The sequence below is a fragment of the Nostoc sp. 'Peltigera membranacea cyanobiont' 232 genome, assembly GCF_002245985.1.
GTDB lineage: Bacteria > Cyanobacteriota > Cyanobacteriia > Cyanobacteriales > Nostocaceae > Nostoc.
Genome location: NZ_NOLK01000126.1, coordinates 1 through 24077 on the forward strand (window position 1 = coordinate 1; position 24077 = coordinate 24077).

A 24077-nucleotide genomic window follows, 5' to 3' on the forward strand; every position below is an offset into this window, starting at 1 on the left:
TTAAAAATGCTTCCCGAAATCCCTGAGCCTATTTTATTAAACCAGATTTTTGCCAAGCTTACTGCTTTAGGTCGCATTCATCCCGTTTCTACAGGCGTTGAACCCTCGTAAATTGGCAATGGTATTGTTTAGAAGAGAGTATTAAAACTGGCTATATGTCAGAAGATGGGGTAATTGCTGCTGTGGAGAAGGCTGGCTTCAAATTGGCGGGCAAATCAGAGATTAACTCTAACCCAAAAGATACTAAAGATTATTCAGGCGGAGTTTGGACACTACCTCCAACCTTGAGTCAAGGTCAAAAAGATAGGCAACGCTTTCTCACTATTGGGGAGAGCGATGTCTAGCGACGGGCTACGCCTACGCATGACCCTCAAGTTCATCAAACCCAAAGCCCCCTAATTAGAAGATATAGGGTGCGAGCGGGAATAATGTATGTCGTCTGCTGTGGTGGTTTGCTCTCTCTCACTTTCTGCTGATAGTCAAATATTTGTGCTTTCCACTTCAGCAGCGCCTCTTGGCTCATCACCAGCCCCTCTGTCAAAAGTGCTGGTGTCAGGGGTAAATCAGAAAATAGGTCTAGCTGGTTGGGTTCCAAGGATATTACGGGGAGTTACTTTCCCAGTAGATTATCTCCCATGTTTCTTGATATTAGGCGTTAATGTGCAGCCCTGTTTATTGTAAATATATAAGTATCAACTGATGTAGAATCTGACAATTAGGATTGCTAAAGATGGACTCCGACCCCATTAAAGACTTAGAGATTGTTGCTCATATCATGACAATTGCTAAAACTCATAAAATTAGTACTAAGTCAGCTTTAGAGTTCTATTTCCAAAAAATGAAATTGGAACTACAACAGAACAAGAAAGAAAACACAAATTTATCTGACAGTTTAAAATCAAGTTTAAGTCCCCAAAATTGGGAATCAGTGATGAAGTATGTACGTCATCATCCCACCAATGAAGAACTTTACCTTGCATATTACCAAGCTAAAAATGAGGGTAAATTGAAGCCAGCTAAACTATTAGTGGGTGGAGATTTTTACTTTAGAAACTCTGATTTTGTGGGTAAGAAGTATCTGACACCAGGCATTACGCTTGAAGCCGAAGTATACGATAACACAATTTGTCATGTTTGGCTCTCACCAATTGAGTGCGAATTTGTTTTTATAGATGAACTGGAATTTATTTAAGATTTGCTCGATACTGCTTACACCAGACAGAGACTTTCTAGAGCGATCGCTCCTCATCCTCTAAGAATCAAAGATTAACTTTGTTCTGACAAAAGCTTTTTACCTTTAACAACATAAGGTGATATTTCCTTACGGATAATTTCACTCATCGTGATGTTGTTGGCAATGCACCAAGCTTCAAAAGCAGCTTTATCATCTGGTTCTATTACAATTTGTATATAGTCTTTTTTGCGATCTAATTTTTTCCTGGGCATAACTTAACTTTTTCATTTATACCCTAATATATCATGATATTTATCATGATATAATTTAACTATGAGGGATAAAATATTACACCCTCATAAGGAGGTAAATTGACAGATCCAGATCATAAAGGCAACGGAAAAGGCGAGGGCGAAATGCCCGCCTTCCGAGTCTTCAATTTCGAGAGAAATACTTGGGTTGAAACCGACCCAGTAACTGGAGAAAAAGAGCCGATTGATAAACAAGACATCGTAGATGACTTGGATATCGACGACGAAGACGAAAGCTAATCCATAGCCTGAAATAGCCCCTAACTAGCCCTTGGGGGCTTTTCTTATTACAGTTTAACTCAGCACAGAGGTTTCTATGAAAAAAATAATTCATCCTATTGAATACCGAATTGTCCAGCGTCATATTACCCCGGAAAAATCTTGCTGGTATTTTATCAAAGGTAAAACGTTTTATAACCCACTCAATCTGCCAAGTGAGGGTGATATCGAGTTTATGTTTGGTACAACTAAAAAGAAAGTTGTTGTTGAATTATTTCGGATTAATGGTGGAAAGATAGGATATTATTTAGCGAATTTACTAGAGAAACAATATTATTACTGTGGTAATAAGTGGGAAGATGTTAAATTCAAGTTACGAGAATTAGGAATTGGCAAGGATGAACCGAATTATCACTCTTGAATTGATATGTTTTTGTAGAAGCGATCGCCCATCCAAAGCGATCGCCTACGTTCCTTATCCTCTAAGAATTTAAGCTAACTTTTTTCTGATAAATTTAATGCTGTTTGTGCAACCCAGTCTAAAGCATCATCTACTGATTTAAAACACTCTGAACATTCAATAGGTTCTTCGGTAAAGTGAACTGTAAAGTCCGCCCATATTTTACCTTCTGGAGTTCTCGAAACAATTACACTTAAGACTTTTCCGGCTTCCATCAGCTCGTTAATTATTTCTGAATTCTTCATTGTTTCCTCTAAAAAATATTAATTTAAATTTATTCCTTCTAAAAATTCTATCTGCTGCGGCGTAGCTTGCCTTACTTCATACATCCCAGGTGTAAATCTCATCCGCCACACGTCAGCCCAGAAAAAATTTACCCCGGCTGCGATCGCTGCCTTCTCATCCTCTATCATCCAACTTTTAGTTAAATCAATTTCAAAGTCACCCGCAGCCCTATAAATCATCCCCGCCCCTGACTTGCGAAACAAATAATTTATGTCTTTAATTTCCTCAATTTTAATTATTTTAATGGCTCCCTGACGAACAACGCGATAACAGGTTAAACCCTTCATGTCTGGGCAGAAATAAATACATTCGAGTTGAGGGATTAATTCAAGAGTGTATTGCTGTTCAGCGATCGCATCCTCCAAACTTTTAAGTGGCTTGCCAGTATTACGATTAATAGTGTCACACCCACCTTGATTAGTGATTCCGATGATTGTGTAACCTTGGGCTTTGTGATGTGCGATCGCCTCATCCACACCCGCCATTATTCGCTTTCCCTTGGGTGTTTGAATAAATTTTCCATCAGTTGATTCGCGTACAAATGTATTTGTACAAACAACCCTTCTGCTTACTAGGTTTGGGCTTCTGCGTGGGGAAGCTGCTGTACTCAATTTCCTCGCTTGAATTTTCGGGTATCGATTAGGACAGGCTATTTTTATCTAGATTGTTATTTAGGCGTAGGCGCAGCCCGTCCTAGACATCGCTCATCGGAATTTACCAGTCGTTTGGAGACAGTATTAGGTAAAGTAATTTGATTGCGATCGCCCCACCAAATTCTTAGAGGATAGGAGCGATCGCACTCCTGTAATTACTATCACCCATATTCAACAATTGCAATCAACAGTTCAGTTTAGTAGAGTGTCACCCCACTGTTGTAAGCGTTCACGAAACTGGTGTAGTCGTACTCGACTTGAGTTGCATAGTCTAGAGCAAAGTTAACAATCTCATCTTTGAATACAGCCTTGTTACCGTTGGTGATACGTTGGTGATATCAGTCACTTGCTTGTCAATGCTTTCTGAAACAATGGTAGCATCGTAATCTTGATCGGAGATAGCATGGTTCTTAGCAACAACCTTACCTGCATATCCCATCGCATCTATGAATTTTGATTTAGTGGTTAGTAAGGTATAGTCAAAGTCCACCTGGTAAGGGGATTTTTCATGCAGCATAAAGGGGATACCACTGACCGTAGTGTAGCCAACCAACGGGTCAGTATTAGAGAGCATCGCTTTGGTGGCGATTGTTACCCTCGCTCCTTGATGATTTCCATAGACTGAACTTGGTAGCAAACCTGGATCTGCGATCGCCACAGCGCTAGAAGCTTCCTGCTTCATCTCCAAAATCCGGTCATCATCGGTTGCTGAAGTTGGGCCCTCAATCAGCAAGTAATACCGATACTTACCAAGACTACCAGTGCCAGAGCCTAATTTGAGGTTACACCCAAACTGTAAAGATCGCTAGCTGGTAATGCCTTTCCTCGCATTTGTTCGGGAGCAATATATTCTGGACTACCTACTATTGTGCCTGTACGAAGTTGCCTCGTATTAGTGGCGAGTTTAGCAACTCCAAAATCTATTAAAACTAAGTCTCCTCGAACCGAACGACGCATAATATTTTCCGGTTTAATATCTCGGTGGATTACTTGTCTAGAATGGACAAATTGGAGTATGAGTAATAAACTTTTTAATATCTCCCAAATTTGCGGTTCTTGAAAAACACCTTGTTGTTGCAATTCCTGGGCGAGTGTTTGTCCATCTACTAATTCTTCGACGATATAAAACTTTTTGTTTTGTTCAAATTGCGCTAGTAATTTGGGTATTTGAGAGTGTTCTAATTCATTAAGATGAAGTGCTTCCTCGTGAAATAATTTGACTGCCTTGTGCCAAACAGCAGTGTTTTCCTCTTGAAAACATAGCTGTTTGATTGCACATTTGGGTTGTTCTGGAAGATGTTCATCAATAGCTAAAAACGTGATCCCAAAGCCACCGCGTCCAATGACAGCGAGTGGGCGATATCGCTGTTTGAGTAACAATTCCTGACCACAACTATTACAAAAACGAGAGATTTCAGAATTTTGCGGACGTAGGCAATCAATATTAGTACAGTAGCTCATACTATAAGAGTTCTATTTGTTGCAATTAATATATATAAAGTATTCCCATACAAACGCCCCTCTCACTAAAAAAAAAGATGACTTACTGGCGGGAGCAATGCTCTAACAGTGAGCAGGTGGAGACAAATAAATAAGTGTATTCCAGGCTATTACGGTAGCAGAAGTTACTAAATTTTTCTGTTTACTCCCCCTGCTTCCCCTACTTAAGAACAGCCTATTTCACGAGGATCTGACTTTTTCGCGTTGCTCCCCCTACTGGCTATTTCTTGGCAACCCAGGCATCCGCAACTTTGAGCTAATGCCTTGGCAGACTTTTCTTTGGCTTGATCGCTCAACGGTTGACCTGGGATTTTACCCTTTTTCACTTCAAGGGCATCAATACCACAAAGCTCAACTGAGATTTGGCTTCCATCGGGAAAGATGAACTGTAATGCTGTCCCCATCTGCCACTTGGGTAGCTATCCAATACTTGTTGGTTAAGGGGAAAAGGGGAAGGGGAAAAGGGAAAGAAAAAACCTTTAACCCTTTCCCTTTAACCTTTTCCCCAAACCAGATTTTGAGTTTAAAATGCTTAACCGATTAGTATTGGGTAGCTATCCATTCTTCAGTAAGCGCAATCGATGGCTGGTTAGTTCTTTGGAAAATCAAGATAGCGGTGATGATAATTCCAGCGATCGCAGTTAAAATTATGCCAGTTATCCGCGATGGATTCATGTTGCTAGCTCCTGAATGTTTTGGCTTAACCCGTGCTGATTATTTAGAATACATTGTTAGGCATAACGCTAGCCCTTGTATTACACGGAAAGACTCTGAATTTTTAGCTCCCACTCAACAAAAAACCGAACCTCAACCGCGTATTACACGGCATTTAGAGCCTTATCAGATGTCTGATGAGGCAGCAAAACAGTCTGTTGAGTTGCCAAGGGTTGTAGAACTTGAAATTTTACGCGATCGCATTTTGTCCCAACTGAAGTTAGGTAAGCAAGCTACTGGGTATAAAACTGCTCAGAAGGTTCTCAATCGTTTCATTTTTGAACTAATCGGTTCAGTTTAGCTGCTTAGGGAATTCGCCAACGGTATCCGGTATCCGGTATCCGATACGCATAAAGACTGGTAATAAAACTGTGACTGTTCGCCTCGCTTGCATTGATGCACCAGAGATGAAGCAAAGCCCTTGGGGACAGCAATCATCAACAAGACTCAAACAATTGCTGCCAGTGGGACAAGGAATGACCCTACGTGCTGTAGAAACTGATAAGTACAAACGCTTGGTTGCAGAGGTGTTTGTTGATAATCGCAGTGTCAATCTCAATATGGTGCAAGAGGGACAGGCTGTAGTGTATCGCCAGTATCTCAAGGGCTGTCGGGAGTCTAAAGATAGCTTGTTGCAAGGTGAAAACACCGCCAAACAACAGCGTTTAGCATTTTGGAGTCAGGCTAATCCTGTGATGCCTTGGGACTTCCGCCACAAAGCTGCTCAACGGGCAACTTCACAGGCGATTCAACACCCTATACCCTTTCATCCAGGAAGACCAGGAATTTACGCAAAACAAGCGTGCCATTCCCCTTCTTTACCGTTGCCAATTTCATTTGACGGTTACAAATCAAAATCAAGGCTGAATGTTTCTCCATCAGAATCTTCTTCCTCCTCTGTAAATGAAGTTGCAGTCCTTGAAGAGAGTTTATTATCTTCTGTATTAGTCGGGGTGAAAGCTACTTGTTGTGTGGGAAATGCACCCTTCCTGAAAGCAAAGTGGTAGATGTGCCAATGCACCCAATAAAGTCAACAACGCATTATTGACTTTATTTTCATTATTGTCTGTGTTGCGGTCAAAATAATTTCCTGTGCGGTAAGCAGACTCTCCAACAGTATAAGCACTACCGTTAAAAACTACACGCCCTGGTACATCTTCCATCTCGGCATTAGTTATATAGCTCGGCACACGAACTACTTCAAAGCCATCGACTAAAAGTTTGAGGCTTCCATAACCGTTATCGAAACCCGCAGGAAAAATTTTTTGCAACGTGTGAATGTTTGACATAGGCTTCAATGTAATACACTTTGATTTGTGAAAGCTATCTGTTGAAGTGATCTGGAAGAGCAAGAGAAAGAAGAATAAAATAACTTCCCCTTTTTTGCCTAATCTCAAAAGCTTATCATAACCCCTTGGGGGCTAAATGGGGTACAAAATGCTGTTCAGTCAAATATACCCCATTTAGCACCTATATATACCCTATATAGGGGTCAATATCTTACCAAAGTCTTGAACTATTGTTGGGGTATATATAGCCCCTATATAGCCCCCAAGAGAAATTTTTGAAATCTTTTTATCATGCAGCAGAAATTAAATTAGATCATCGTTGACTCTTTGATTTATTCTTTTTATTACCAATTTACTTTCCCGCAAGATGTAGCTCTACCCCGATCCACTTGGAATTTACTTACAATAAATTGGTCACTTTTCAAGAGATTGCAAGACTTGAGATTGTCGGGAGGACTTGTAAGTTCAACACTGGCAGTTGAAAAGCAATTCAGTCTTTCACTCTAACTTCTTGCTGACTACGTAACGAGTGGGTTACTACTTGCTGACAGGTTCAGCTTTCTCAAGAACTTAACGACCAAGAAGCTTTACAGATATCGCTGATTGAAAATTTAGCTAGAGAAGACTTAAACTCTGTAGAAGAAACTGAAGGTATACTTCAACTTATCAGCTTACGTCTAAATCAAGATACCAATGATATAGTTTCGTTACTCTACCGGATGCAAAATGAAGCGAAAGGAAAAGTTACCCAAAACGTTTTGGGTAGTGAAGAATCAAAAACTATTCAATCTATCTTTAATACACTAGGGACAATTTCATGGGAATCATTTGTTAGTAGTCGGTTGCCATTACTCAAGTTACCAAAGGATGTCTTGGATATCCTACGTCAAGGTAAAATTGAATACACTAAGGCAACAGCTATTGCTCGTGTCAAGAATGATCTGGGAAGAATGGCACTTATGGAAATCGCAATCAAAGAAAATTTATCTTTAGTACAGATTAATGAACGAATCAAATCATCTCGCACAACTAACTCAGAATCAATTTCTTTAAAGGCTCGTTATAAACAGGTATCAAATAGATTACAAAAAGCACCTATTTGGGAAAATCCTAAGAAACAAAAAGCTTTAGAAAAATTGCTTGCTCAGATTGAATCACTTTTAGATGAAAATTCGCTTACATAGATTTTATTGTCTATTTTTAGACTTTTCAATTTTAATTTAAGTCTGTATTTGATTAAATTATATGTCTACCAGCACAGACGATGAGTGTCCGCTAAGTGTAAAAGGAGAAAAGTATGTCTCAACTGTTGAATCATCGTCGATTTATTCAGGCAGGACTTACGCATTGACAGGAATTTGGCTATGTGCATTCAAGCCCACTCTTTGTTCAAGATGTTCTAGTATGAAGTCACGAGCTACCTGAAGAGACAAATTCCTCTGGACTTCATACCAGTTTTTAATTAACTTTTCGGTTCGCATTAATTCTAGTTGTGTGAAGGCACGGATAGCACTAAAAAAGCGAGTTTTAATTGCTTCAGATGTCCTCACCATGAATAGTTCAATTCCACACACTTGCTTGATGGCTCTATGATAACATTCAATTCCCCAATGAATAGAATGCAACTCCTTAAACTTGGCAATAGTAATTAAAAATAGCTCATCTTGGTAGGCAGGGCGATTAAGTCATCGTCAATGAAGCTTGCTGTTCAAGCCGAGTTTGTAAATCTACAATTAGGTTCTCTCCACCGCGTCGGGCTGACCATAAACCAGAATACTGCAAACCTATATTCCACTCTCCTTGCATATAATCTTCATTTTCTGAAACCATGCCTGTATATCTAACTGGTACAGGTGAGGTAACTAAATAACGTTTAGTAAAACTGACAGTGCGCCCAATTACCTCGCCATTGACCTGAGCTTCTCCTAAATAGTTGTCATCCAAAATGGAACCACTAAAAGTATTTCCACTTTGAACAAAGGTTGCTTCAAAGCGAGTAGGAATGTCATCTTGCCAATAAGTTCCTAACCAATTACCGCTAAGGTCTGCCATATTGTTTCCTAGTAAAGATGTCTATGCGCTCACCCGAATTGAAGTAATTGACGCAGCAGGTAGTTTACTCGCTATTGTTAAGCTGAAACCGTCAACCGCCCAACTGTATCGATATTATCGCTGTTGAGTATTGCAGTAAACCCTAGTAAAATACGACGGTACAAAGGGGAAGGTAGAGGTAGTATTCATTGGCGAATGATTACCAAGAACGGCAGAGATTACCAACAGGCATAATATCACTACGAATTTTGGAGTGAGGGCGGATCGCTTGGTCAAGTCGTCGAAGTACATTCCCAAGCGGTTACTGAATCGTGTTCAGCAGATGGAGCGAGAGAAAGCGGTTGTTAAGGAGATATTGCAATTGCTGGGGATGATGAAATCATGATTCTGATGCTGTCACGGTAACTCCTGTTGAAGTTCCTGAACTGACTGAACAAGAGCAGAGTGTCGGGAGCAAAGCGGTGAAGAGGTCAGAGTTTTGGCGGTGAAGCAGTCCGCAGAAAGGGGTTTTTCCAAGTAGAGGAACTGCCGAATCCGTAAGGGTTCCGTCGAGTCTGAACCCCATCAAAAAGCAGAAGGGCTTGCCGATAGCCAGCACTACTGTTAAAACCGAGCTAAGTTGCGAGATTCAGCAAAAACATCAATCTCGATGCACTTTCTGTTGATTTTTCGTATGGTAAATAGTTAGGCTGTTTTCTTGTTTTAATGATATTCGTATTGGATGGTGAACAATTATGAGTTCAAATCAGCAGTTTCTGCAAAATTTATACGAAGCCTTCAACAAAGGCGAGATTGAAACAATCATCTCGGTGATGCACCCAGACGTGAAATGGGCGAACGGGGTGGAAGGCGGTTTCGTTTATGGACGCGACGCGGTGCGCGAATACTGGACTAATCAATATAAGATTATTCAAGTGCAGCTTGAAACCTTAAAATTCGAGACGGATGAAAATAATCGAAATGTCGTTACCGTTCATCAAATCGTCAGAGATTTGCAAGGCAATTTGCTTGCGGATGCAACAATTGAGCAAATTTTTACTATTGAGGATGGTTTGATCGGTCTTTATGAAATTGGCGAAACCGAAACAATCCAACAGATGATTCAAAAGACGAGAACTCCCAATGAGTAATTGAGAAGGCAGTTACAATTCGAGCCGTTGCTTTACTGATTGCAATGAAGAGAGGTTAGTAACTTCATGGGGGAAGTCTGTCAAATCCTTGCAAAAGAGAACCCAGAACTGAGGGGAAAGGGTGGGTGTTGGGCAATTGTCAGTACAGTAAACGAGTTTAGTTGCACCGTGAGGTCTGGGATGGAGAACACGCAGTTGGGTTACAGCACGGAAGTCATTCAACTACCTGCCCCAGGAGTGTCAGCAGATGCAGGTAATTTGCGGTAAGCGAAGCCATGCCGTTAGGCTTATCGCATTCATAGGTTACGTAAAAACGAAAACTTGGAAGATGCCCCAAGTGCTATGTTGAAGTACCTGGGGGAGTTGAAGCGGCCGTATTTGACTGCGGTCGAGGAGATGAGGTTATACTTTGGCGACTAGGTGATGAGTAATTTTCGGATGAAGTAAAAAAATTTAGTGAACTGTTTTCCAACTTTAGAAACACAACGACTGTTTTTGCGCCAAGAAATACCAGAGGATGCTGGGGCAGTTTTGGCAGTGTTTTGTGATCCAAAAGTAACTCGATTTCATAACCTTGATACCCTTACCAAAATTGAGGAGGCAGTTGTGCTAATTGACCGCCAGATAAAACGATTTGAGACTGGGCAGGGAATACGATGGGGAATTGCACGTCAGCTTGACAACATCGTAATTGGTTCGTGTGGCTTAACATGGGATAAACAAGCACACTCTGCTGAAATAGGTTATGAACTCAAGAGCGCTTATTGGCGACAAGGGATCATGACAGAAGCATTGCAAGCAATTTTGCAATTTGGATTTTTTGAGTGTGAGTTGCAGTTTGTGATTGCCCAAGTCATGTTGAATAATACCGCATCAAAAAAGCTACTGTGCAAATTAGGATTTCAAAGTCAGGGTGTACTTAAACAGCGTGGATTTTGGAAAGGGCAGTATCATGATTTGGAGCAGTTTATACTAACTCAGTATTGCCAAACACGAGTAAGTACGACCCCTCACTAGAATACAACGTTAACAACAGCAACAGACAGTGCAGCAGGCGAGTGGTAAAGTACCGACTGGTAGAATAGTCAAAGATGTTGTGCAGCCCATAATGGAGCGTACCCAAGTACCCAATACCTTTGGGGGCATCAATTCCACAAAGCTCAACCTCGATTTGGCTGCCATCGGTTTGGCGGACTGTGATGCTGTCCCCATCTATCACTTGTGTAGCTGTCCATTCTTCGGTGAGTGCGATGGATGGCTGGTTAGTTTTTTGGAAAATCAAGATAGCGGTGATGATAGCTCCAGCGATCGCAGTTAAGATTATGGCAGTTTTCCACAATGGCTTCATGTTGATACATCTGTTGTTGCAATATAAGAAACCACAATTCTTTTCAGCACCGAACATTCAGCAGGTTCTTTAACAGTTTATGTATAAACAAAGGATAAAACTTTAGCTCTAATGGCGAATAAATTTGTAATTATTCGCAAATTGATGTATTTTATTTTCAGCCAAAATTATGTTAAGCTTTGGGGTATTTTATCAGCTTTTTCTTGTCATTCAAAACTTTAAAGTTTTATGAATAAATTTTTAATATTAAATTCTCTGTTTCTTCTATCTCAGACATCTAATCCTGAATCGAAATTCCTCAATTTAAAAAAGCAATTAGAAAAGTTTTGGTTTGAAGTAGTAATTGAGTTACCACCAAAGCGATGAGCTTATGGTTTATTAAGAGAAGCTGACAAAAAAATTTGGATCAATCCAGTAGTGTTTGAGTTACACATTGGTACTCAGACTATAATTCATGAAGCTGTTCATGCTGCACAGGTATGTGCAGGAAAAGGGAAAATAAAAGTTTTAGGTCTAAATATTAAGCCTAGCAATTATGCTCGACCTTTTTTTAGGCGTTACACTGATGTTCGCAGGCAAGATTTAGAAAGAGAAGCCTATGCAGTACAAACTCAACCTAATAGCTATGAACTAGCCGTATCTCTTCTCCAAAAACACTGCAAATAAATTGTATACAATCAGCACTTGGTAGCGGATAGCATCGGTTTGGCTTGTGTTGACGCACCTGACTCAAACAAAATCCTTGCTCCAGAGTCACGCACAAGAAGCGATAGCTCCAGAAATGTAACTTTGGCTTGAAAAGAATTTTTCGTCAGAGACTTTGGGTTCTATAACTTAATACAAGTGTCAAAAACTACTTAAGCCAACGTTTAGTTGCTTCTGCAATGCGTTGCCCAAAGCGTACTGAGGTAAGGTAATCACCAGAATCTAGCACTGCTTCTTTACCGCTCATATCGAGATGGCTTTGACCCATAACACCTAAAAATCCTCCCAGTCGATTGACCCCATCATCATATAATTGTTAAATGTAATAATATAAATTAGCTATCTGAAATATGTAAGATCAGGAAAAATATTAAAAGTTATTCCAGAGGTTAGTTATGACAAAAGAATACATGGAGTCTTTAGAGGCAATTGTTGATCAATTAACATTAGCCGCAGTTCTAGAAATGTTAGAACGAATCAGTCATAAAAAAGCAGAAAATCTCAGAAATCATTGGGAAGATGAGACTTCTGCAAAGCTTTGGGATAAAGCTGCTAGACAGATAGAACAGATAAATATTGATGTCTAATTAAAATTTTGGTTGTATTGCAAAGCAATAGCGTTCGCTAGGAGATAATGACAATTCGGGCAATCATTGTGCCTGTATTTTCTGCTTGTTGCAGTTTTGGAAAAAGTTGTACCATTACAGCAAAGCCAAAGTAATTAAGCCAAAATCTAGTTGTCTAGCTTAACCGCGTAGGCGCAGCCCGCCGTAGGCATCGCTTCCTTAATCGCTTAATTCTCCAACAAGAGTGCTGTGGCTTTAGCTGCTAATGTATATCAAAATGCTGCCGATACTTTTTAAGAAACGCCTTGGTAAAATCCAGGGCTTTTAACCTATTGCCTCAAGTATGTGATTTTGAGACATCCGGTACTCTTTCGTTTCAACAATCCTAATAGCATCAAACCGATAGTTGCCGATGTACAACTCAACGGCTTGGGCGGCTGCAAAGTCTTTCTTAGCCATGATTGCTTTCTCCACAAAAATTTCATCAATTTCTCGCGGAGCGCTTGCCAAGGTGATTATTAATTTTTTGAAAGTAAAAAAGACCCAGATTAAATGTCTAGGTCTTTGAGGTTGGGAATTACCCCAAGATTTCAATCACAGCCGCTAGAATAGCTGGGGCTTTGTCTGAAACCGGAATGAACACCCGCTTTTTCCAGTTGATGATCTCGGTAAAACATCCAATAGCTACCAGTCGCTCTGCCAGTGAGATAGCATTAACCAGTTCTATACGAGGTTCTGCGGCAATATAAGAACGCCGTAAAGTTACACCACCCGGCAACTGCTGGGAATAGCCTTCGTTTAGCACTAAAGAGACTAACTCCTGTGGGCTTAACAGCTTGCTCTTAAGTCCGAGTTGTTCAGCCACAGATTGAATATCTACTGCACTGACCACCCGACCCAGAATTTTCTCGCCATCGCTGGTCTGCAACCGATATACTCGATTGTTCTTCTGGGGTAGCATTTTCCATATTGGCAGCAATATCCCAGTCACAAGGTAAATATAATCAGTGGTGAATTTGGGCAATTGGTCAACTTCCTTCGACCAAGCTGCAACAAACGCATCAGCCGAAACCTGCTTCCAAGTGGACGATTCCAACTTATCGACAGGGACACGCGTTTCTTTCTGTGGACGAACAAGTAGAACTCTTGGAATCACCCCGCCTTGGTCATCAAAGAAGCTGTGCGTAGGAATGCTCACAGCCGCATTACCGGATTTCTCATTGCTCATGAGTTGCCCTTGATACTTAACAACAAACTCAAGCATTTGATCAGCCGTTTTGATGTTGTTCTTTTGGACACGCTCAATCTTTAAGTAATTGGTCACGCTACCAGTTTGAGGATGAGTATAAACTGATTCACACCTTTCGATACTAAATCTATCAGCCCGAAGTGTTTCTACTCCAACTTCAAACACACCATTAGCGATCGCAGTCTCGATTTGTTGACTTAATAGCAGCTCGAAACGCTCGAAAATCGTATTTTGCATCCCGATTGTCAAAGCCAGCAGGCGATTGAGGAACTGTCGCAAGGGTGGGAGGTCTATCTTCATTCCACCTTCAGTGGAAGTGAGCGAGAGTCCGGTCATCTGTTCAAACTTCCCCAGAGGAACTTCATAAAATCGACCTTGAAAAATCTGCTTAAACAACTCGTATAAAGCATATTCAGCATAGTTCGATTCTAGATTGTCTTTGGCATCAAACATACCGTTACCGCCAGTTTGTCTCTGACCACGGGTGAGTGCGCCTAAGCTATCCAGCCGTCGAGCAATAGTGCTGATGAATCGGCGTTCACCGCGCACATTAGTAGTCACAGGACGGAAGACTGGTGCAGAAGCTTGGTTGGTACGGTGAGTGCGCCCAACGCCTTGAATTGCGTTGTCAGCACGCCAACCAGCTTCGAGTAAATAGTGCGATCGCCTTCTACGATTTACAGCGTTCAAATCCGCGTGATAACTTCTGCCTGTACCACCAGCATCAGAGAAGATGAGTATTTGCTTATCTCCCGCCATGAATGCGTTAGTTTCCGCAATGTTAGCCCCAGAACCCCGCGAATCCACAAACAAGCGACCAGAATCATCCTTCAATACCCGTTTGCTGCGTCCAGTCACTTCAGCTACTTGCTTGTTACCGAAATGCCACAGCAGTTGTTCTAATGCACCAGGAATTGGATCAAGGCTGGCGAGTTTGTCTACTAAGGCATCTCTCAAAGCCACAGCTTCAGATGAAACAATCGGTGAACCATCGGCATCAAAGGCTGGTTCGGAGCGTTCGTCTCCATCAACGCCAGAGTGAATCTCATGCAGATGTACGGGAAAGGCACTTACTAAGTAGTCAAGAACATACTCCCTTGGTGTTAAATCCAGGTTTAAATCCTTCCATTCCTCTGCGGGAACTTCATTTAGTCGGCGTTTAAGTAACTCCTCGTTAGTCGATACGATTTGAATCACAACGGCATTACCCGCAGTTAAATCTTGCTCAATCGCTTTGATTAGCATGGGACACTTCATACCCGTGAGCAAATGGTTAAAGAACCTTTGCTTGTGCGATTCAAATTGAGACATCGCAGACATTTTAGCTGCTCGGTTATATGTTTTAGCACCAGTGATGTTACAGGCTTCTAATGCTTTGTGGAGGTTATTATGAATAATTTGAAAGGCATCGGCGTAATTATCGTAAATCCTTTCCTGAGTAGGAGTAAGTTCGATTTCTAACATCTCATACTCCACACCATCGAAGGAAAGCGATCGCGTCAAATACAGACCCAATGCTTTCAAATCCCTAGCAACAACCTCCATCGCGGCAATACCACCGCCCTCAATGGATTCTACAAAATCCTCACGGGAGGTAAACGGGAAATCTCCAGTCTGCCAAAGCCCCAGGCGATTTGCATAAGATAGGTTAGAAACCTTCGTCGCTCCAGTAGCAGAAACGTAGATAACCCGTGCCTGCGGTAATGCGTTTTGCAACCGCAGCCCAACAATGCCTTGCTGGGATGCTGCAACCATACCGAGTTTACCCTCTTGCGCCATTGCATTGCCCATACTGTGGCATTCGTCGAAAGCGATCGCTCCCTCAAAGCCAATGCCTGCCCACTCAACAATTTGCTTGAGCCGACTTTTGCCGTTCTTTTGAGAGCGTAGAGTTGAGTACGTGCAGAACAGAATACCTTGGGTGAAAGGGATGGGGTCGCCAAGTTTGATATTACTGAGGTCAATGATATCTTTCTCACTACCTTCGAGCGCACACCAGTCTCTACGGGCATCTTCAATTAAGGCAGAACTTTTGGATACCCAGATTGCTTTTCTTCGCCCCTGACACCAATTGTCGAGGATGATTCCTGCACACTGCCTTCCTTTTCCTGCACCCGTCCCATCGCCTAAGAACCAGCCACGACGAAATCGCACAGCATAATCTTCGCCAGTTGCCACGACAGTCACATTATCCCAAGAATCGTCTACCAAGTAAGAACCTGATAGAAACTCAGAGTGGGCAAGACCAGCGTAGATCACGCTTTCTAATTGTGCTTCAGATAGCAATCCTTGGGTGATGATGTGCTGAGGTAAGTGGGGTTTGTATGTGGGAGCCGGGGGAGAGACTAAGGCTAGTGCTGCACTTTCGCAAAGCAAGGACGGATGGGGTAGAGCATCCTTGATTCTTAATCTTTGAGGGCGGTATGTTTCGTACAGGGTATCCTTTAAGCCCTCAGTAGCAGCCCAGTCAATAACCTCATAATCTAGAGGAACGATATTAAGAAATTGGGATAATGTTTGAGTAACTGATGCTGATTGAGATTTTGGCTTAACGGGACTTAAACGAACCCCTTTTGAAACAGAAACTTGAGCATTTGACGTAGTTGCTTCCCAAACTGGTCGCGGTGGCAGTTGCTCAATCAGCGTTGCAAGTTCGTCAAGTTCAACAGTATCGTTAATACAAGCGATGTCTGTTGCATCAGTCGCCGGAGTTTTGTCGATGACCGTTAAGCGGGTATCAATGTGAGTTCCGTGTTTGCTGTAGACTTTGCCGTTGATACCGACCGAAAGCACTACTGTTGCCTTATACTGCATTTTGATAAAGGTATCTCGCCAAGTGTGATTGTTTGGTGAGAACCAGTTAGCGGAGATTGTCACCAGCCGTCCGCGATCGCATAGCCTTTGCAATGCTGAGTTGATGTGCCTTTTTGTTGCGTCGGGGTTGCGACTGTTGATTTTGGGAGATGCACAGAAAGGTGGATTCATCAGCACAACTGAGGGCTGAGTCTTGCCAGCTAAATAATCGTTGATTTGTTCGGCGTTGATCCCAAATAATGGCGTGCCAGGGAATAACCGTCGCAGAATCTTCGATCTATCGGGTGCAAGCTCGTTGAGCATCAGACTTGCACTGTACAGTTTAGCCATTTGTGCTAACAAACCAGTTCCGGCAGATGGCTCCAGCACCAAATCAGTAGCTTGTATAAATCCTGCTTTGGCTACCAGATAAGCAAGCGGCAGAGGGGTGGAGAACTGCTGAAGCTTTACTGACTCTTCACTGCGCCGTGTTTGCGTTGGGCAAAGGGCTACTAACTTCTGCAATTCCAATAATACTGTTAGCGGCGACTCTAATAAAAGTTTATAACCTTTTTGACGCAGATATAAAATTTGCGCCACTTCCACAGCTTCGTAAGCATCTTTCCACTGCCATGCACCAGACGCGGCAGTGCCTAGAAAGTAGCGATTCATCTGGGAAGAAACAGTTTTTGTAGAGAGAGGGCGATTATCTATTAAAACTTTTACAAGCTCTTGGGCAACATTAATAACTGATTGCCCATAATCGATTACTGGAGAGCAAATCGAATAAAGAACCTTGAGTGAAAAGTTGCTGTACCATTGCATCACCCACAATATTACTTTTTCAGTTTTGCTATGGCGAAGCCTTTCTATTATTAATAATAAATGAGGCAATTACTTGCCTCATTTAAACTTTTGAACCTTCAGATATTTATTATTCGGCGATCGGACGAGAATTAAAAAGCGAATTAAGCAGTTTTACGCGGTCTACCTGGCTTGCGCTTGCCTGAAGAATTTACATCAGCCTTTTTATTTTTCGGTGACTTGTTGGCAGAATTGTTAGCTTTATTGGAACGAGTAGTACGTTTTGGTTGTGATGAAATCTCTTTAACTGGAGGCAGTAATCTCAATGTAGGGAATGAGAGAATAACTGCTTCGTTACTGGTACGATGAACAGCTTCATCCTCTAGTGTCCAAGGATCTGGCAACTTTTCAAAAGTCATCGCTTGTGGTGTGATTACTTCTGATACTGATGGGATTGTAGAAGCGGCTATATTTCCATTGCTAACCGAAACCACATTACTAGCGTAAGCAGCCGATACAAATAGTCCGTTAATGAACTGGAAGATGACGAGAGTAACAAATGCCCAAAAGATAGCTACGATTGCCAAAGTGAGTAGAGATTGCATATCCATGATTATTCCTCAACTAAGTATTTGGATTTTTCAATTGATTTACGCAAAGCGTTTTTAAGCCTTGTTCAAATGTGAAGCGAATTTGAACACATCCTCTCTTCAAGAGAGGATTTCACTCAAAATTTAGCGTAGCGCCTCTCTGATTTAACTCAGTCAAATTTCTCCACTAATTTAAAGCTTGCTTATAAAATAAAGCAGCTTTTAGTATTTACCTATTTAAAGGTTTCAAGTATTATAGTTATAAATTTATTTGACAAAGATAAACATTGGCTTAAGTCTATGGTTAAGATTTGATTTGTAAGCTAATTCTTGAGATAAAAAATTCTATTCAAACGAAAAAGAAAAGTAGTCGTCACAAATAATTGAAAGTATGCCCAGCCCAACTACCGACCTAGTTCGCTCCTACCTTAAAGAAATCGGACGCTACCCTCTGCTAACTCCTGAGCAAGAAATTACAAATGCTAGGCTTGTGCAGCAGATGATGGCGATTGAGCAGCAACGGCAAGCGATCTCACTTGAACTTAACCGACAACCAACTGCAAGAGAATTAGCTACCTCGCTTGGGCAAACCGAAGCTGAAGTGGAGTCAATTCTTCATCAAGGGGAACGAGCAAAGCAGAAAATGGTGACTGCTAACCTACGGCTGGTGGTGGCGATCGCTAAAAAGTACCAGAACCGAAACTTAGAATTTCTTGATCTGATCCAGGAAGGTACACTCGGTTTATACCGTGGTGTTGAAAAATTTGATCCGAATCAAGGTTACAAACTCTCAACTTATGCTTACTGGTGGGTAACACAATCAATCACACGTGCCATTGCACAGCAATCTCGTACTATTCGTTTGCCCATTCATATCAACGAAAGACTCAACAAAATAAAGAAAATACAGCGTGAATTATCCCAGTCCTTGGGTCGGAACCCAACTGTGGTAGAAATTGCTGAATCCCTGAAGGTAAGACCAGAGCAGGTTCGAGAATATATCCAAGCAGATCGAAAGCTAGTTTCTCTAGAAATGCGAGTAGGCAACGAGAAAGATACGGAATTAAGTGAACTTTTAGCTGACGAAAATGTTTCCCCTTTGGAAGAATTAAATTCTTCACTGATGCGCCAGAATATTAAAGAGTTGCTAGCGTCCTTAGCTCCAATACAACGAGAAGTACTAACTCTACGTTTCGGGCTAGAAAATGACCATCAACTGAGCCTAACTCAAATTGGAGAACGCCTTAACTTAAGCCGAGAAAGAATTCGCCAGCTTGAACATAAAGCACTCTCTATTCTTCGCCGTCAAAAAAGTGATATTAAGGAATATCTTAATTAATTAGAATGATTTCCACCTCTACCATCATCGCGGACGTAAAGGTAATATTTCCCCAGGGCAATTATCCTTGTTTTAATCATGAAGATGATGCTCTGGCTATACTATTAGTCAAAAACAAGAAACTATATTTATAAATAGCAACTTAAAAAACTAATCAATGTCCAGCAAAACAATCGATGTCCGAGAGTACACCGTCAGAGCGCACAAACGGGAAATTCACACTCGCGTTTTCAACTTCGTATGTAAGCAGTGCGAACAACCCACACAAAGAGAAACCTTTGGGGTTAGACCTCTATATTGCGAGAAATGCCGCCCTCCTCAACCTCCCAAGCAATCGAAAGTAGTCCCTATAGGCAAGAGGAAACCCAGAGCGATGAACTACTTGAGTGGCAAAGGTATTGGTGGGTGAGTTGTCGTCTCAAGGTAAGGCGATCGCAGATCGCAGACTCTTTTTTAGTAAACCTCCAACGCTCTCTACACAAACATTTGTCCAAGTAAGAAGCCTGAACAAGTAATATGATTTCTCTCCAGCTTACTGGTTTTAAGCCGATGTCAGCGTCAATTTTTCCCGCTGATTACCGGAGCTAACCATTTTTACCAAGTGCTGATTCAAATAACTTTGCGCCGAAATGTACAAGCTTTCTCAAATTTCTTGGTTCCGGCTGATTTTCGTACCTACTGTATTCCCTATAGCTATCTACTCTACCTTTAAGTTCCAAGTCTTGGGCATAGTTGATTAGAGTTGAGTTAATCTTGAACTTGTGCTATCAGGAAATTAAAAATCTAAAATTATATAAGCAGGACAGCTTATCCTTCACTAATCAACTGTAACAAGGCTTCCGTCGAAATCTTGCCACTAATATCAGCACCTTCCAATAAGCTGTCTGCCAAATCTCGCTTGTGGTGGTGCAATTGCACAATCTTTTCTTCAATAGTATCCTTTGCTACTAGACGATAAATAGTAACTGGGCGTTGTTGCCCAATGCGATGGGCGCGGTCTGAGGCTTGGTCTTCCACTGCGGGATTCCACCAAGGGTCTGTATGAATCACATAATCAGCCGCAGTTAGATTCAGTCCTGTACCCCCCGCCTTGAGACTAATCAGAAATACATCTCCTGAACCAGCTTGAAATGCATCCACCCGTTTTTTCCGCTCTGCCACTGAAGTACTACCATCTAGATATTGATAATTAATACCTTGCTGGCCTAGATAATCCCTAATAATGTGCAAATGGTCAACAAATTGACTAAACACCAACGCCTTATGACGATTTTCCAGCAGTTCACCCAGCACCTCGCCAAAAAGTTGTAACTTGGAACTAGGTAATTTAGTATCAGGCATAACGAGGCTGGGATTACAGCAAGCGCGACGCAGTTTCATTATCTCAGCCAAAACTTGCAAATGTTTCTTTCCTGCTTCGGCATCAGTTTCGGTAAGTTTAGATATTGCCTGGCGGCGCAACGCTTCATAGAATGCTTTTTCCTCCCGACTCAATTCCACATGCAACAGAATTTCGGTACGAGATGGCAACTCTTCTAATACTTGATTTTTTGTCCACCGCAACAGAAATGGTTGAATCAGTTTTTTGAGTTTATTACGTGCAAGTTTATCTTGATATTTTTCAATGGGGGTAGCAAAGCGTTGATTGAAGCTTTCAAAAGAACCCAATAACCCAGGATTAATAAAACGGAATAAATTCCACAACTCACCCAGGTGATTCTCAATCGGAGTCCCAGTAGTCAGCAACTTAAAATTAGATTTTAGGTTCATCGCTGCCTGAGAACGTTTAGTGGTCATATTTTTAATCGCCTGGGCTTCATCCAGGACAATCGTTTGCCACTGTACACCAGAAAGCATTTGTGCTACTTCTTCCTGTTGTAATAAACCATAACTGCATACCAACATATCCAAAGGTTGTAAACCATCCAATAATTTTTGGCGGTTAGCACCAGAAAATTGAATAATATTCAGGGTTGGGGCAAACTTCTGCGCTTCACTCACCCAATTCATGCACACGGAAGTCGGCGCAATAATTAGGGTTGGCCCCTCATGGGCGTTTCTGAGGATCACAGCCAATGCCTGCACGGTCTTACCGAGTCCCATTTGGTCTGCCAAACAAGCACCCACACCCCAATGTGCCAGACGCGCCAGCCAACAAAAACCCTCCATCTGGTAGTCACGTAGTTCTGCTTGAAGCGTAGATGGCAGTTCCGGCTGGAGGTTTTTCAACTCCTGGAGACGCTCTCTATGTGTTTTCCAGTGTTTATCTGCTTTTACCTTACCTACCTCATCAACAAAATCCTCTAACCCTAATGTTGCTAAGGGGTGAAAACGAATACATGAACTATGCTTTTCCGAAAACATCCGCAATTCGTCGAGGCGTTTCCGAAAAGCTTGAGTTAAAGCCAAAAATTGACCATCACCAAGGGGGATAAAACGGCTGGGGGTTTTCTCTAATAGTTCTAGTAGTTGCTGCATATCCAGCACTAGGTCGTTATTCAATTTCAACTCCCCAGTTGCTGCAAACCAGTCTTGCTGACGTTGAATTGATAAATTAAAGTCTTTCAAGTCGGCATTGTGGCTAACACGCAGTTTTTCTCCTTGTGGCCATTCTATGACTACGCTACTTTCCAGTGCTTGCAGTTCTAGCAGCAATTCTAAACAGGCTTCTGGGTCAGCTATAACCCATTCACCATCTTGTTCTTCAGTTCGTGTCAACGTGGGACAGGCTTTGATGGCAGCTTTAGCAAGCTGTTTCTCTTCAGGTAGATTTCGTCTGGTTTGCAGACGTTTCCCGTCAATCTCGGCAATTACAGTTTCACCACCTGTACCAGGACGGTAGTAGGGACCACCTTGGGCAAAGGGGCGCGACAAAAGGCTGATTTTCAAGCCGGCATTGGCAGGTAAAAGGTGAATATGGGGCAGAGTCTGGGCGGGTACTTCTTTTGCTCCTTCTGAGCCGCCACCAATGTCAGAATGTACGGTGACGATGCCAGAGACGGCATTTATAGCTGCTAAAACTTGTTTTTCAGCGATCGCAGGCACGTTTAATTTATTATCCTTACCTATAATCTCTGCGATGCGTCTGTGTTCGACAGTAATTTCAATGACTTTGATGCGGGTTGGGGTTTCTTTGATATGCAGAATATTCTGTGATTCTGGTAATTTGGGAGAAAATTCCAAGGTGAGACGACCAAGTTTCTCTTTTTTAACTAGTAATTCCGGTTCTCCCTTGACGATTTCTACACGAATATTACGTGTATCTTCCCAAAAAACCAATGGGTGTCCAATTAAAGCAGAGATGGCTTTTTCACCGAAGGTATAATCAACTTTGCCATAATAGCCCTCGCTATATACCTCAATACAACTACATACCCGCATATCTTGAGATGTGATGTAATCAAACTCAGATAATCCACTGTTGAGACGCTTGAGGGCGATGGGGCGACCTTTACTCCACTCGCCTTTAGCATTAATTTTCTGTTCCTTTGGTTGCAAGACACATCTGCTGGGATAGAAGGTTATGAACCATGCTAAACGCAGTTCGGATTCTGGTTTTCCTGGTGTTTGTGGCTGTTTTTGGAGGTTTGCCAGGGCATTGAGGCACATTTCCCAAGCTTCTTGGGGTCGAATTAAGTCTACGATGGAATGAAAGTTGCTATCTTCTCGCAGTGCCTCTGCTTCTTTTTTGTAGTTACTACTAGGTTTGAGCCTGGATAGGAGTTCTGCACTTTCCATTGCTAACCAGTGATAACCAGATGTAAGCGATCGCCGATATAATGGCTCTAATAAATTAGGTAAGCGTTTTTTCGCACCCTCAGCATCCATCCAGTAAAGGCATAGGGAACAAAACAATGTTTGTAAGCTATTTTCTTCTTCTACTGAAGAGATATGGGCGCTAAGTACAAATTGTTTTTGAGTAATATCACCCTGGTGTACTTGCAGCACTGTTTTCAGTCTGTCATAAATAAACCTGAGCCAATGATCTCCTTGACGAGATATCAAACTGGTATACTCTTCTGCTTCTTTGAGGCGTTGTGCTGAACCATCTTTTAACAGTGCGAGGATGAAAAATAAGCCCCCCATTGTATTGAAATATATTTGGCGTTTGCCTGTCGCTTTTTTCAGCTTTTTCAGGGCATCTGTATAATAAGTAATTGCTTGCTCATTATCCCCCCGGAGAAAACTTAACCAACCCCAAAAGACGGCGGCGTTATCTTGATATTCATCCGATATCCGCTCCAAACTTTCTTGTGCTTCTTCGGTACAACCTCGAAGCAACATTTGTTCTGTGAAAATCAGGTGCAGATAATCTGAGCAATGTCTTCCAGTTGAAGAACATTCTTCTTCTAACAGTGTAAAGGCATCTTCAGATGCAGACAATTTTAATGCTGAATTGAGAAGGATGCTAGATATGCTACTTTCATATAATCCTTGTGGTAAGGTACTCAACCAATCTGCATCAAATGGGCAGCCGTGACTCCTCTGTGGATTGGCTGTTGCAGGGGTTGGGGAAACAAACTAAACCGTATCTGTCATCCTTGCAGGCAAAAGCTGCTAGCGGCTGTTGAAAGGGAGTACAACCTTGTATGGAGACAGCAAAAGTAAACTTGATTCTTAGTACAACAATGCAATAATTAACTCGTTGTATGAAAGCAATCCTGATTCTCGTTGGTCTTCTGTGCTTGATCTTAAGAGACGCTGCATTGTAACGTTTCTACTGTTGGGTGCGAAATGAGAAATTGCGTATTTCTAGGCATTTACAACCGTGGGAAATACCCGATTCAAGTCTAATAAAACATCTTCAAATCCAGGAATCGCTACTGACTGATGTGGTAAAGATATCTGCTTGCTGAGATAATTGAATTCACCTTGAGCATTTTGATAGGGTTGGCT

The 24077-nt window shown here is 41.8% G+C and carries 26 protein-coding genes and 5 pseudogenes; 14 read left to right on the forward strand and 17 right to left on the reverse strand.

Going from position 1 to position 24077, the window contains the following annotated elements; genetic code table 11:
* Positions 1-155 precede the first annotated feature (155 nt).
* A complete protein-coding gene (locus CDG79_RS29590) occupies positions 156-344 on the forward strand; it encodes a hypothetical protein (protein WP_223278387.1) in 189 nt (62 codons plus the stop codon).
* 35 nt (positions 345-379) lie between these two features.
* On the opposite strand, the gene CDG79_RS42885 is transcribed toward CDG79_RS29590, so the two are convergent.
* Positions 380-595 (reverse strand): hypothetical protein, encoded by a 216-nt coding sequence (locus tag CDG79_RS42885; RefSeq protein WP_094345319.1) that lies wholly within the window; start codon positions 593-595, stop codon positions 380-382.
* Positions 596-730: 135 nt separating this feature from the next.
* Between CDG79_RS42885 and CDG79_RS29600 the strand changes: the two genes are divergently transcribed.
* On the forward strand, positions 731-1192 hold the full coding sequence (locus CDG79_RS29600; protein WP_094345320.1) for a hypothetical protein: 462 nt from the start codon (positions 731-733) through the stop codon (positions 1190-1192).
* Between the two features lie 74 nt (positions 1193-1266).
* On the opposite strand, the gene CDG79_RS29605 is transcribed toward CDG79_RS29600, so the two are convergent.
* Complete coding sequence (locus CDG79_RS29605) at positions 1267-1446, reverse strand: hypothetical protein (RefSeq protein ID WP_094345321.1); 180 nt, start codon at positions 1444-1446, stop codon at positions 1267-1269.
* Between the two features lie 99 nt (positions 1447-1545).
* Here CDG79_RS29605 and CDG79_RS29610 point away from each other — a divergent pair, with 99 nt between their 5' ends.
* Entirely contained in the window at positions 1546-1725 is a 180-nt protein-coding gene (locus CDG79_RS29610) for a hypothetical protein (protein ID WP_094345322.1), read from the forward strand.
* A 76-nt stretch (positions 1726-1801) separates the two neighbouring features.
* Positions 1802-2125, forward strand: coding sequence for a hypothetical protein (locus tag CDG79_RS29615; RefSeq protein ID WP_094345323.1), 324 nt, complete (start codon positions 1802-1804; stop codon positions 2123-2125).
* A 74-nt stretch (positions 2126-2199) separates the two neighbouring features.
* Here CDG79_RS29615 and CDG79_RS29620 read toward each other — a convergent pair whose 3' ends face one another.
* From CDG79_RS29620 to CDG79_RS29640, 5 genes are all read right to left on the reverse strand, one after another.
* A complete protein-coding gene (locus tag CDG79_RS29620) occupies positions 2200-2409 on the reverse strand; it encodes a hypothetical protein (RefSeq protein ID WP_094345324.1) in 210 nt (69 codons plus the stop codon).
* Between the two features lie 18 nt (positions 2410-2427).
* Positions 2428-2934: a hypothetical protein gene (locus tag CDG79_RS29625; RefSeq protein WP_094345325.1), complete on the reverse strand. Its 507-nt coding sequence runs from the start codon at positions 2932-2934 to the stop codon at positions 2428-2430.
* Positions 2935-3373: 439 nt separating this feature from the next.
* Complete coding sequence (locus CDG79_RS29630) at positions 3374-3835, reverse strand: DUF2252 family protein (RefSeq protein ID WP_223278388.1); 462 nt, start codon at positions 3833-3835, stop codon at positions 3374-3376.
* A 38-nt stretch (positions 3836-3873) separates the two neighbouring features.
* Positions 3874-4563 carry a serine/threonine-protein kinase gene (locus tag CDG79_RS29635; protein WP_094345326.1) on the reverse strand — a complete coding sequence of 230 codons (690 nt, stop codon included), beginning with the start codon at positions 4561-4563 and terminating at the stop codon, positions 3874-3876.
* A 203-nt stretch (positions 4564-4766) separates the two neighbouring features.
* Positions 4767-5006, reverse strand: coding sequence for a hypothetical protein (locus CDG79_RS29640; protein ID WP_094345327.1), 240 nt, complete (start codon positions 5004-5006; stop codon positions 4767-4769).
* A 215-nt stretch (positions 5007-5221) separates the two neighbouring features.
* Between CDG79_RS29640 and CDG79_RS29650 the strand changes: the two genes are divergently transcribed.
* Both CDG79_RS29650 and CDG79_RS44150 read left to right on the forward strand, forming a co-directional pair.
* Entirely contained in the window at positions 5222-5617 is a 396-nt protein-coding gene (locus tag CDG79_RS29650; protein ID WP_223278394.1) for a hypothetical protein, read from the forward strand.
* Positions 5618-5723: 106 nt separating this feature from the next.
* Positions 5724-6323 (forward strand): thermonuclease family protein, encoded by a 600-nt coding sequence (locus tag CDG79_RS44150; protein ID WP_262985848.1) that lies wholly within the window; start codon positions 5724-5726, stop codon positions 6321-6323.
* On the opposite strand, the pseudogene CDG79_RS29660 reads toward CDG79_RS44150, so the two are convergent.
* Positions 6318-6605, reverse strand: a pseudogene (locus tag CDG79_RS29660) (hypothetical protein); the annotation flags it as partial. The gene CDG79_RS44150 and the pseudogene CDG79_RS29660 overlap by 6 nt on opposite strands.
* Positions 6606-7324: 719 nt before the next feature.
* On the opposite strand from CDG79_RS29660, the gene CDG79_RS29665 reads away from it, so the two are divergent.
* A complete protein-coding gene (locus CDG79_RS29665) occupies positions 7325-7789 on the forward strand; it encodes a hypothetical protein (protein WP_223278390.1) in 465 nt (154 codons plus the stop codon).
* Between the two features lie 156 nt (positions 7790-7945).
* Here CDG79_RS29665 and CDG79_RS29670 read toward each other — a convergent pair.
* Positions 7946-8239, reverse strand: a pseudogene (locus CDG79_RS29670) (IS701 family transposase); the annotation flags it as partial.
* Positions 8240-8285: 46 nt separating this feature from the next.
* A complete protein-coding gene (locus CDG79_RS29675) occupies positions 8286-8657 on the reverse strand; it encodes a hypothetical protein (protein ID WP_094345329.1) in 372 nt (123 codons plus the stop codon).
* A gap of 734 nt (positions 8658-9391) precedes the next feature.
* Here CDG79_RS29675 and CDG79_RS29680 point away from each other — a divergent pair.
* From CDG79_RS29680 to CDG79_RS29690, 3 genes are all read left to right on the forward strand, one after another.
* Positions 9392-9787: a nuclear transport factor 2 family protein gene (locus CDG79_RS29680; RefSeq protein ID WP_094345330.1), complete on the forward strand. Its 396-nt coding sequence runs from the start codon at positions 9392-9394 to the stop codon at positions 9785-9787.
* Between the two features lie 66 nt (positions 9788-9853).
* Positions 9854-10054: a hypothetical protein gene (locus CDG79_RS29685; RefSeq protein ID WP_189525179.1), complete on the forward strand. Its 201-nt coding sequence runs from the start codon at positions 9854-9856 to the stop codon at positions 10052-10054.
* Between the two features lie 189 nt (positions 10055-10243).
* Complete coding sequence (locus tag CDG79_RS29690) at positions 10244-10804, forward strand: GNAT family N-acetyltransferase (RefSeq protein ID WP_094345331.1); 561 nt, start codon at positions 10244-10246, stop codon at positions 10802-10804.
* On the opposite strand, the gene CDG79_RS42890 is transcribed toward CDG79_RS29690, so the two are convergent.
* Positions 10755-11135: a hypothetical protein gene (locus CDG79_RS42890; protein ID WP_189525180.1), complete on the reverse strand. Its 381-nt coding sequence runs from the start codon at positions 11133-11135 to the stop codon at positions 10755-10757. The two genes, CDG79_RS29690 and CDG79_RS42890, sit on opposite strands and share 50 nt — an antisense overlap.
* A gap of 417 nt (positions 11136-11552) precedes the next feature.
* On the opposite strand from CDG79_RS42890, the gene CDG79_RS44155 reads away from it, so the two are divergent.
* Both CDG79_RS44155 and CDG79_RS29710 read left to right on the forward strand, forming a co-directional pair.
* Positions 11553-11801, forward strand: a complete 249-nt coding sequence (locus CDG79_RS44155; protein ID WP_223278392.1) for a hypothetical protein — start codon at positions 11553-11555, stop codon at positions 11799-11801.
* 434 nt (positions 11802-12235) lie between these two features.
* Positions 12236-12427, forward strand: a complete 192-nt coding sequence (locus tag CDG79_RS29710; protein WP_094345332.1) for a hypothetical protein — start codon at positions 12236-12238, stop codon at positions 12425-12427.
* Positions 12428-12730: 303 nt separating this feature from the next.
* Here the strand turns inward: CDG79_RS29710 and CDG79_RS45010 are convergent, their stop codons facing one another.
* From CDG79_RS45010 to CDG79_RS29725, 3 genes are all read right to left on the reverse strand, one after another.
* Positions 12731-12865: a hypothetical protein gene (locus CDG79_RS45010; RefSeq protein ID WP_262985847.1), complete on the reverse strand. Its 135-nt coding sequence runs from the start codon at positions 12863-12865 to the stop codon at positions 12731-12733.
* Positions 12866-12983: 118 nt separating this feature from the next.
* Positions 12984-17342, reverse strand: a complete 4359-nt coding sequence (locus CDG79_RS29720; protein ID WP_223278393.1) for a strawberry notch family protein — start codon at positions 17340-17342, stop codon at positions 12984-12986.
* Positions 17343-17416: 74 nt separating this feature from the next.
* Complete coding sequence (locus tag CDG79_RS29725; RefSeq protein WP_094345334.1) at positions 17417-17863, reverse strand: hypothetical protein; 447 nt, start codon at positions 17861-17863, stop codon at positions 17417-17419.
* A gap of 370 nt (positions 17864-18233) precedes the next feature.
* On the opposite strand from CDG79_RS29725, the gene CDG79_RS29730 reads away from it, so the two are divergent.
* Both CDG79_RS29730 and CDG79_RS29735 read left to right on the forward strand, forming a co-directional pair.
* On the forward strand, positions 18234-19181 hold the full coding sequence (locus CDG79_RS29730; protein WP_094345335.1) for an RpoD/SigA family RNA polymerase sigma factor: 948 nt from the start codon (positions 18234-18236) through the stop codon (positions 19179-19181).
* A gap of 157 nt (positions 19182-19338) precedes the next feature.
* Positions 19339-19590, forward strand: coding sequence for a hypothetical protein (locus CDG79_RS29735; RefSeq protein WP_094345336.1), 252 nt, complete (start codon positions 19339-19341; stop codon positions 19588-19590).
* A gap of 132 nt (positions 19591-19722) precedes the next feature.
* Here the strand turns inward: CDG79_RS29735 and CDG79_RS45605 are convergent.
* The 3 pseudogenes from CDG79_RS45605 to CDG79_RS41470 form a co-directional block, all read right to left on the reverse strand.
* Positions 19723-19869: pseudogene (locus tag CDG79_RS45605) on the reverse strand (AIPR family protein); the annotation flags it as partial.
* Positions 19870-19988: 119 nt separating this feature from the next.
* Positions 19989-23651: pseudogene (locus tag CDG79_RS29740) on the reverse strand (DEAD/DEAH box helicase); the annotation flags it as partial.
* Between the two features lie 282 nt (positions 23652-23933).
* Positions 23934-24077 (reverse strand): annotated as a pseudogene (locus tag CDG79_RS41470) (Uma2 family endonuclease); the annotation flags it as partial.

What these genes read in the sequence shown, in the direction of transcription:
- CDG79_RS29590 (WP_223278387.1), top strand. Translation starts at nt 156, where the DNA reads ATGTCAGAAGATGGGGTAATTGCTGCTGTGGAGAAGGCTGGCTTCAAA.
- CDG79_RS29600 (WP_094345320.1), top strand. Translation starts at nt 731, where the DNA reads ATGGACTCCGACCCCATTAAAGACTTAGAGATTGTTGCTCATATCATG.
- CDG79_RS29605 (WP_094345321.1), bottom strand. Translation starts at nt 1,446, where the DNA reads ATGCCCAGGAAAAAATTAGATCGCAAAAAAGACTATATACAAATTGTA.
- CDG79_RS29615 (WP_094345323.1), top strand. Translation starts at nt 1,802, where the DNA reads ATGAAAAAAATAATTCATCCTATTGAATACCGAATTGTCCAGCGTCAT.
- CDG79_RS29620 (WP_094345324.1), bottom strand. Translation starts at nt 2,409, where the DNA reads ATGAAGAATTCAGAAATAATTAACGAGCTGATGGAAGCCGGAAAAGTC.
- CDG79_RS29625 (WP_094345325.1), bottom strand. Translation starts at nt 2,934, where the DNA reads ATGGCGGGTGTGGATGAGGCGATCGCACATCACAAAGCCCAAGGTTAC.
- CDG79_RS29635 (WP_094345326.1), bottom strand. Translation starts at nt 4,563, where the DNA reads ATGAGCTACTGTACTAATATTGATTGCCTACGTCCGCAAAATTCTGAA.
- CDG79_RS29640 (WP_094345327.1), bottom strand. Translation starts at nt 5,006, where the DNA reads ATGGGGACAGCATTACAGTTCATCTTTCCCGATGGAAGCCAAATCTCA.
- CDG79_RS29650 (WP_223278394.1), top strand. Translation starts at nt 5,222, where the DNA reads ATGATAATTCCAGCGATCGCAGTTAAAATTATGCCAGTTATCCGCGAT.
- CDG79_RS44150 (WP_262985848.1), top strand. Translation starts at nt 5,724, where the DNA reads ATGAAGCAAAGCCCTTGGGGACAGCAATCATCAACAAGACTCAAACAA.
- CDG79_RS29665 (WP_223278390.1), top strand. Translation starts at nt 7,325, where the DNA reads ATGCAAAATGAAGCGAAAGGAAAAGTTACCCAAAACGTTTTGGGTAGT.
- CDG79_RS29675 (WP_094345329.1), bottom strand. Translation starts at nt 8,657, where the DNA reads ATGGCAGACCTTAGCGGTAATTGGTTAGGAACTTATTGGCAAGATGAC.
- CDG79_RS29680 (WP_094345330.1), top strand. Translation starts at nt 9,392, where the DNA reads ATGAGTTCAAATCAGCAGTTTCTGCAAAATTTATACGAAGCCTTCAAC.
- CDG79_RS29685 (WP_189525179.1), top strand. Translation starts at nt 9,854, where the DNA reads ATGGGGGAAGTCTGTCAAATCCTTGCAAAAGAGAACCCAGAACTGAGG.
- CDG79_RS42890 (WP_189525180.1), bottom strand. Translation starts at nt 11,135, where the DNA reads ATGAAGCCATTGTGGAAAACTGCCATAATCTTAACTGCGATCGCTGGA.
- CDG79_RS29710 (WP_094345332.1), top strand. Translation starts at nt 12,236, where the DNA reads ATGACAAAAGAATACATGGAGTCTTTAGAGGCAATTGTTGATCAATTA.
- CDG79_RS45010 (WP_262985847.1), bottom strand. Translation starts at nt 12,865, where the DNA reads ATGGCTAAGAAAGACTTTGCAGCCGCCCAAGCCGTTGAGTTGTACATC.
- CDG79_RS29725 (WP_094345334.1), bottom strand. Translation starts at nt 17,863, where the DNA reads ATGGATATGCAATCTCTACTCACTTTGGCAATCGTAGCTATCTTTTGG.
- CDG79_RS29730 (WP_094345335.1), top strand. Translation starts at nt 18,234, where the DNA reads ATGCCCAGCCCAACTACCGACCTAGTTCGCTCCTACCTTAAAGAAATC.
- CDG79_RS29735 (WP_094345336.1), top strand. Translation starts at nt 19,339, where the DNA reads ATGTCCAGCAAAACAATCGATGTCCGAGAGTACACCGTCAGAGCGCAC.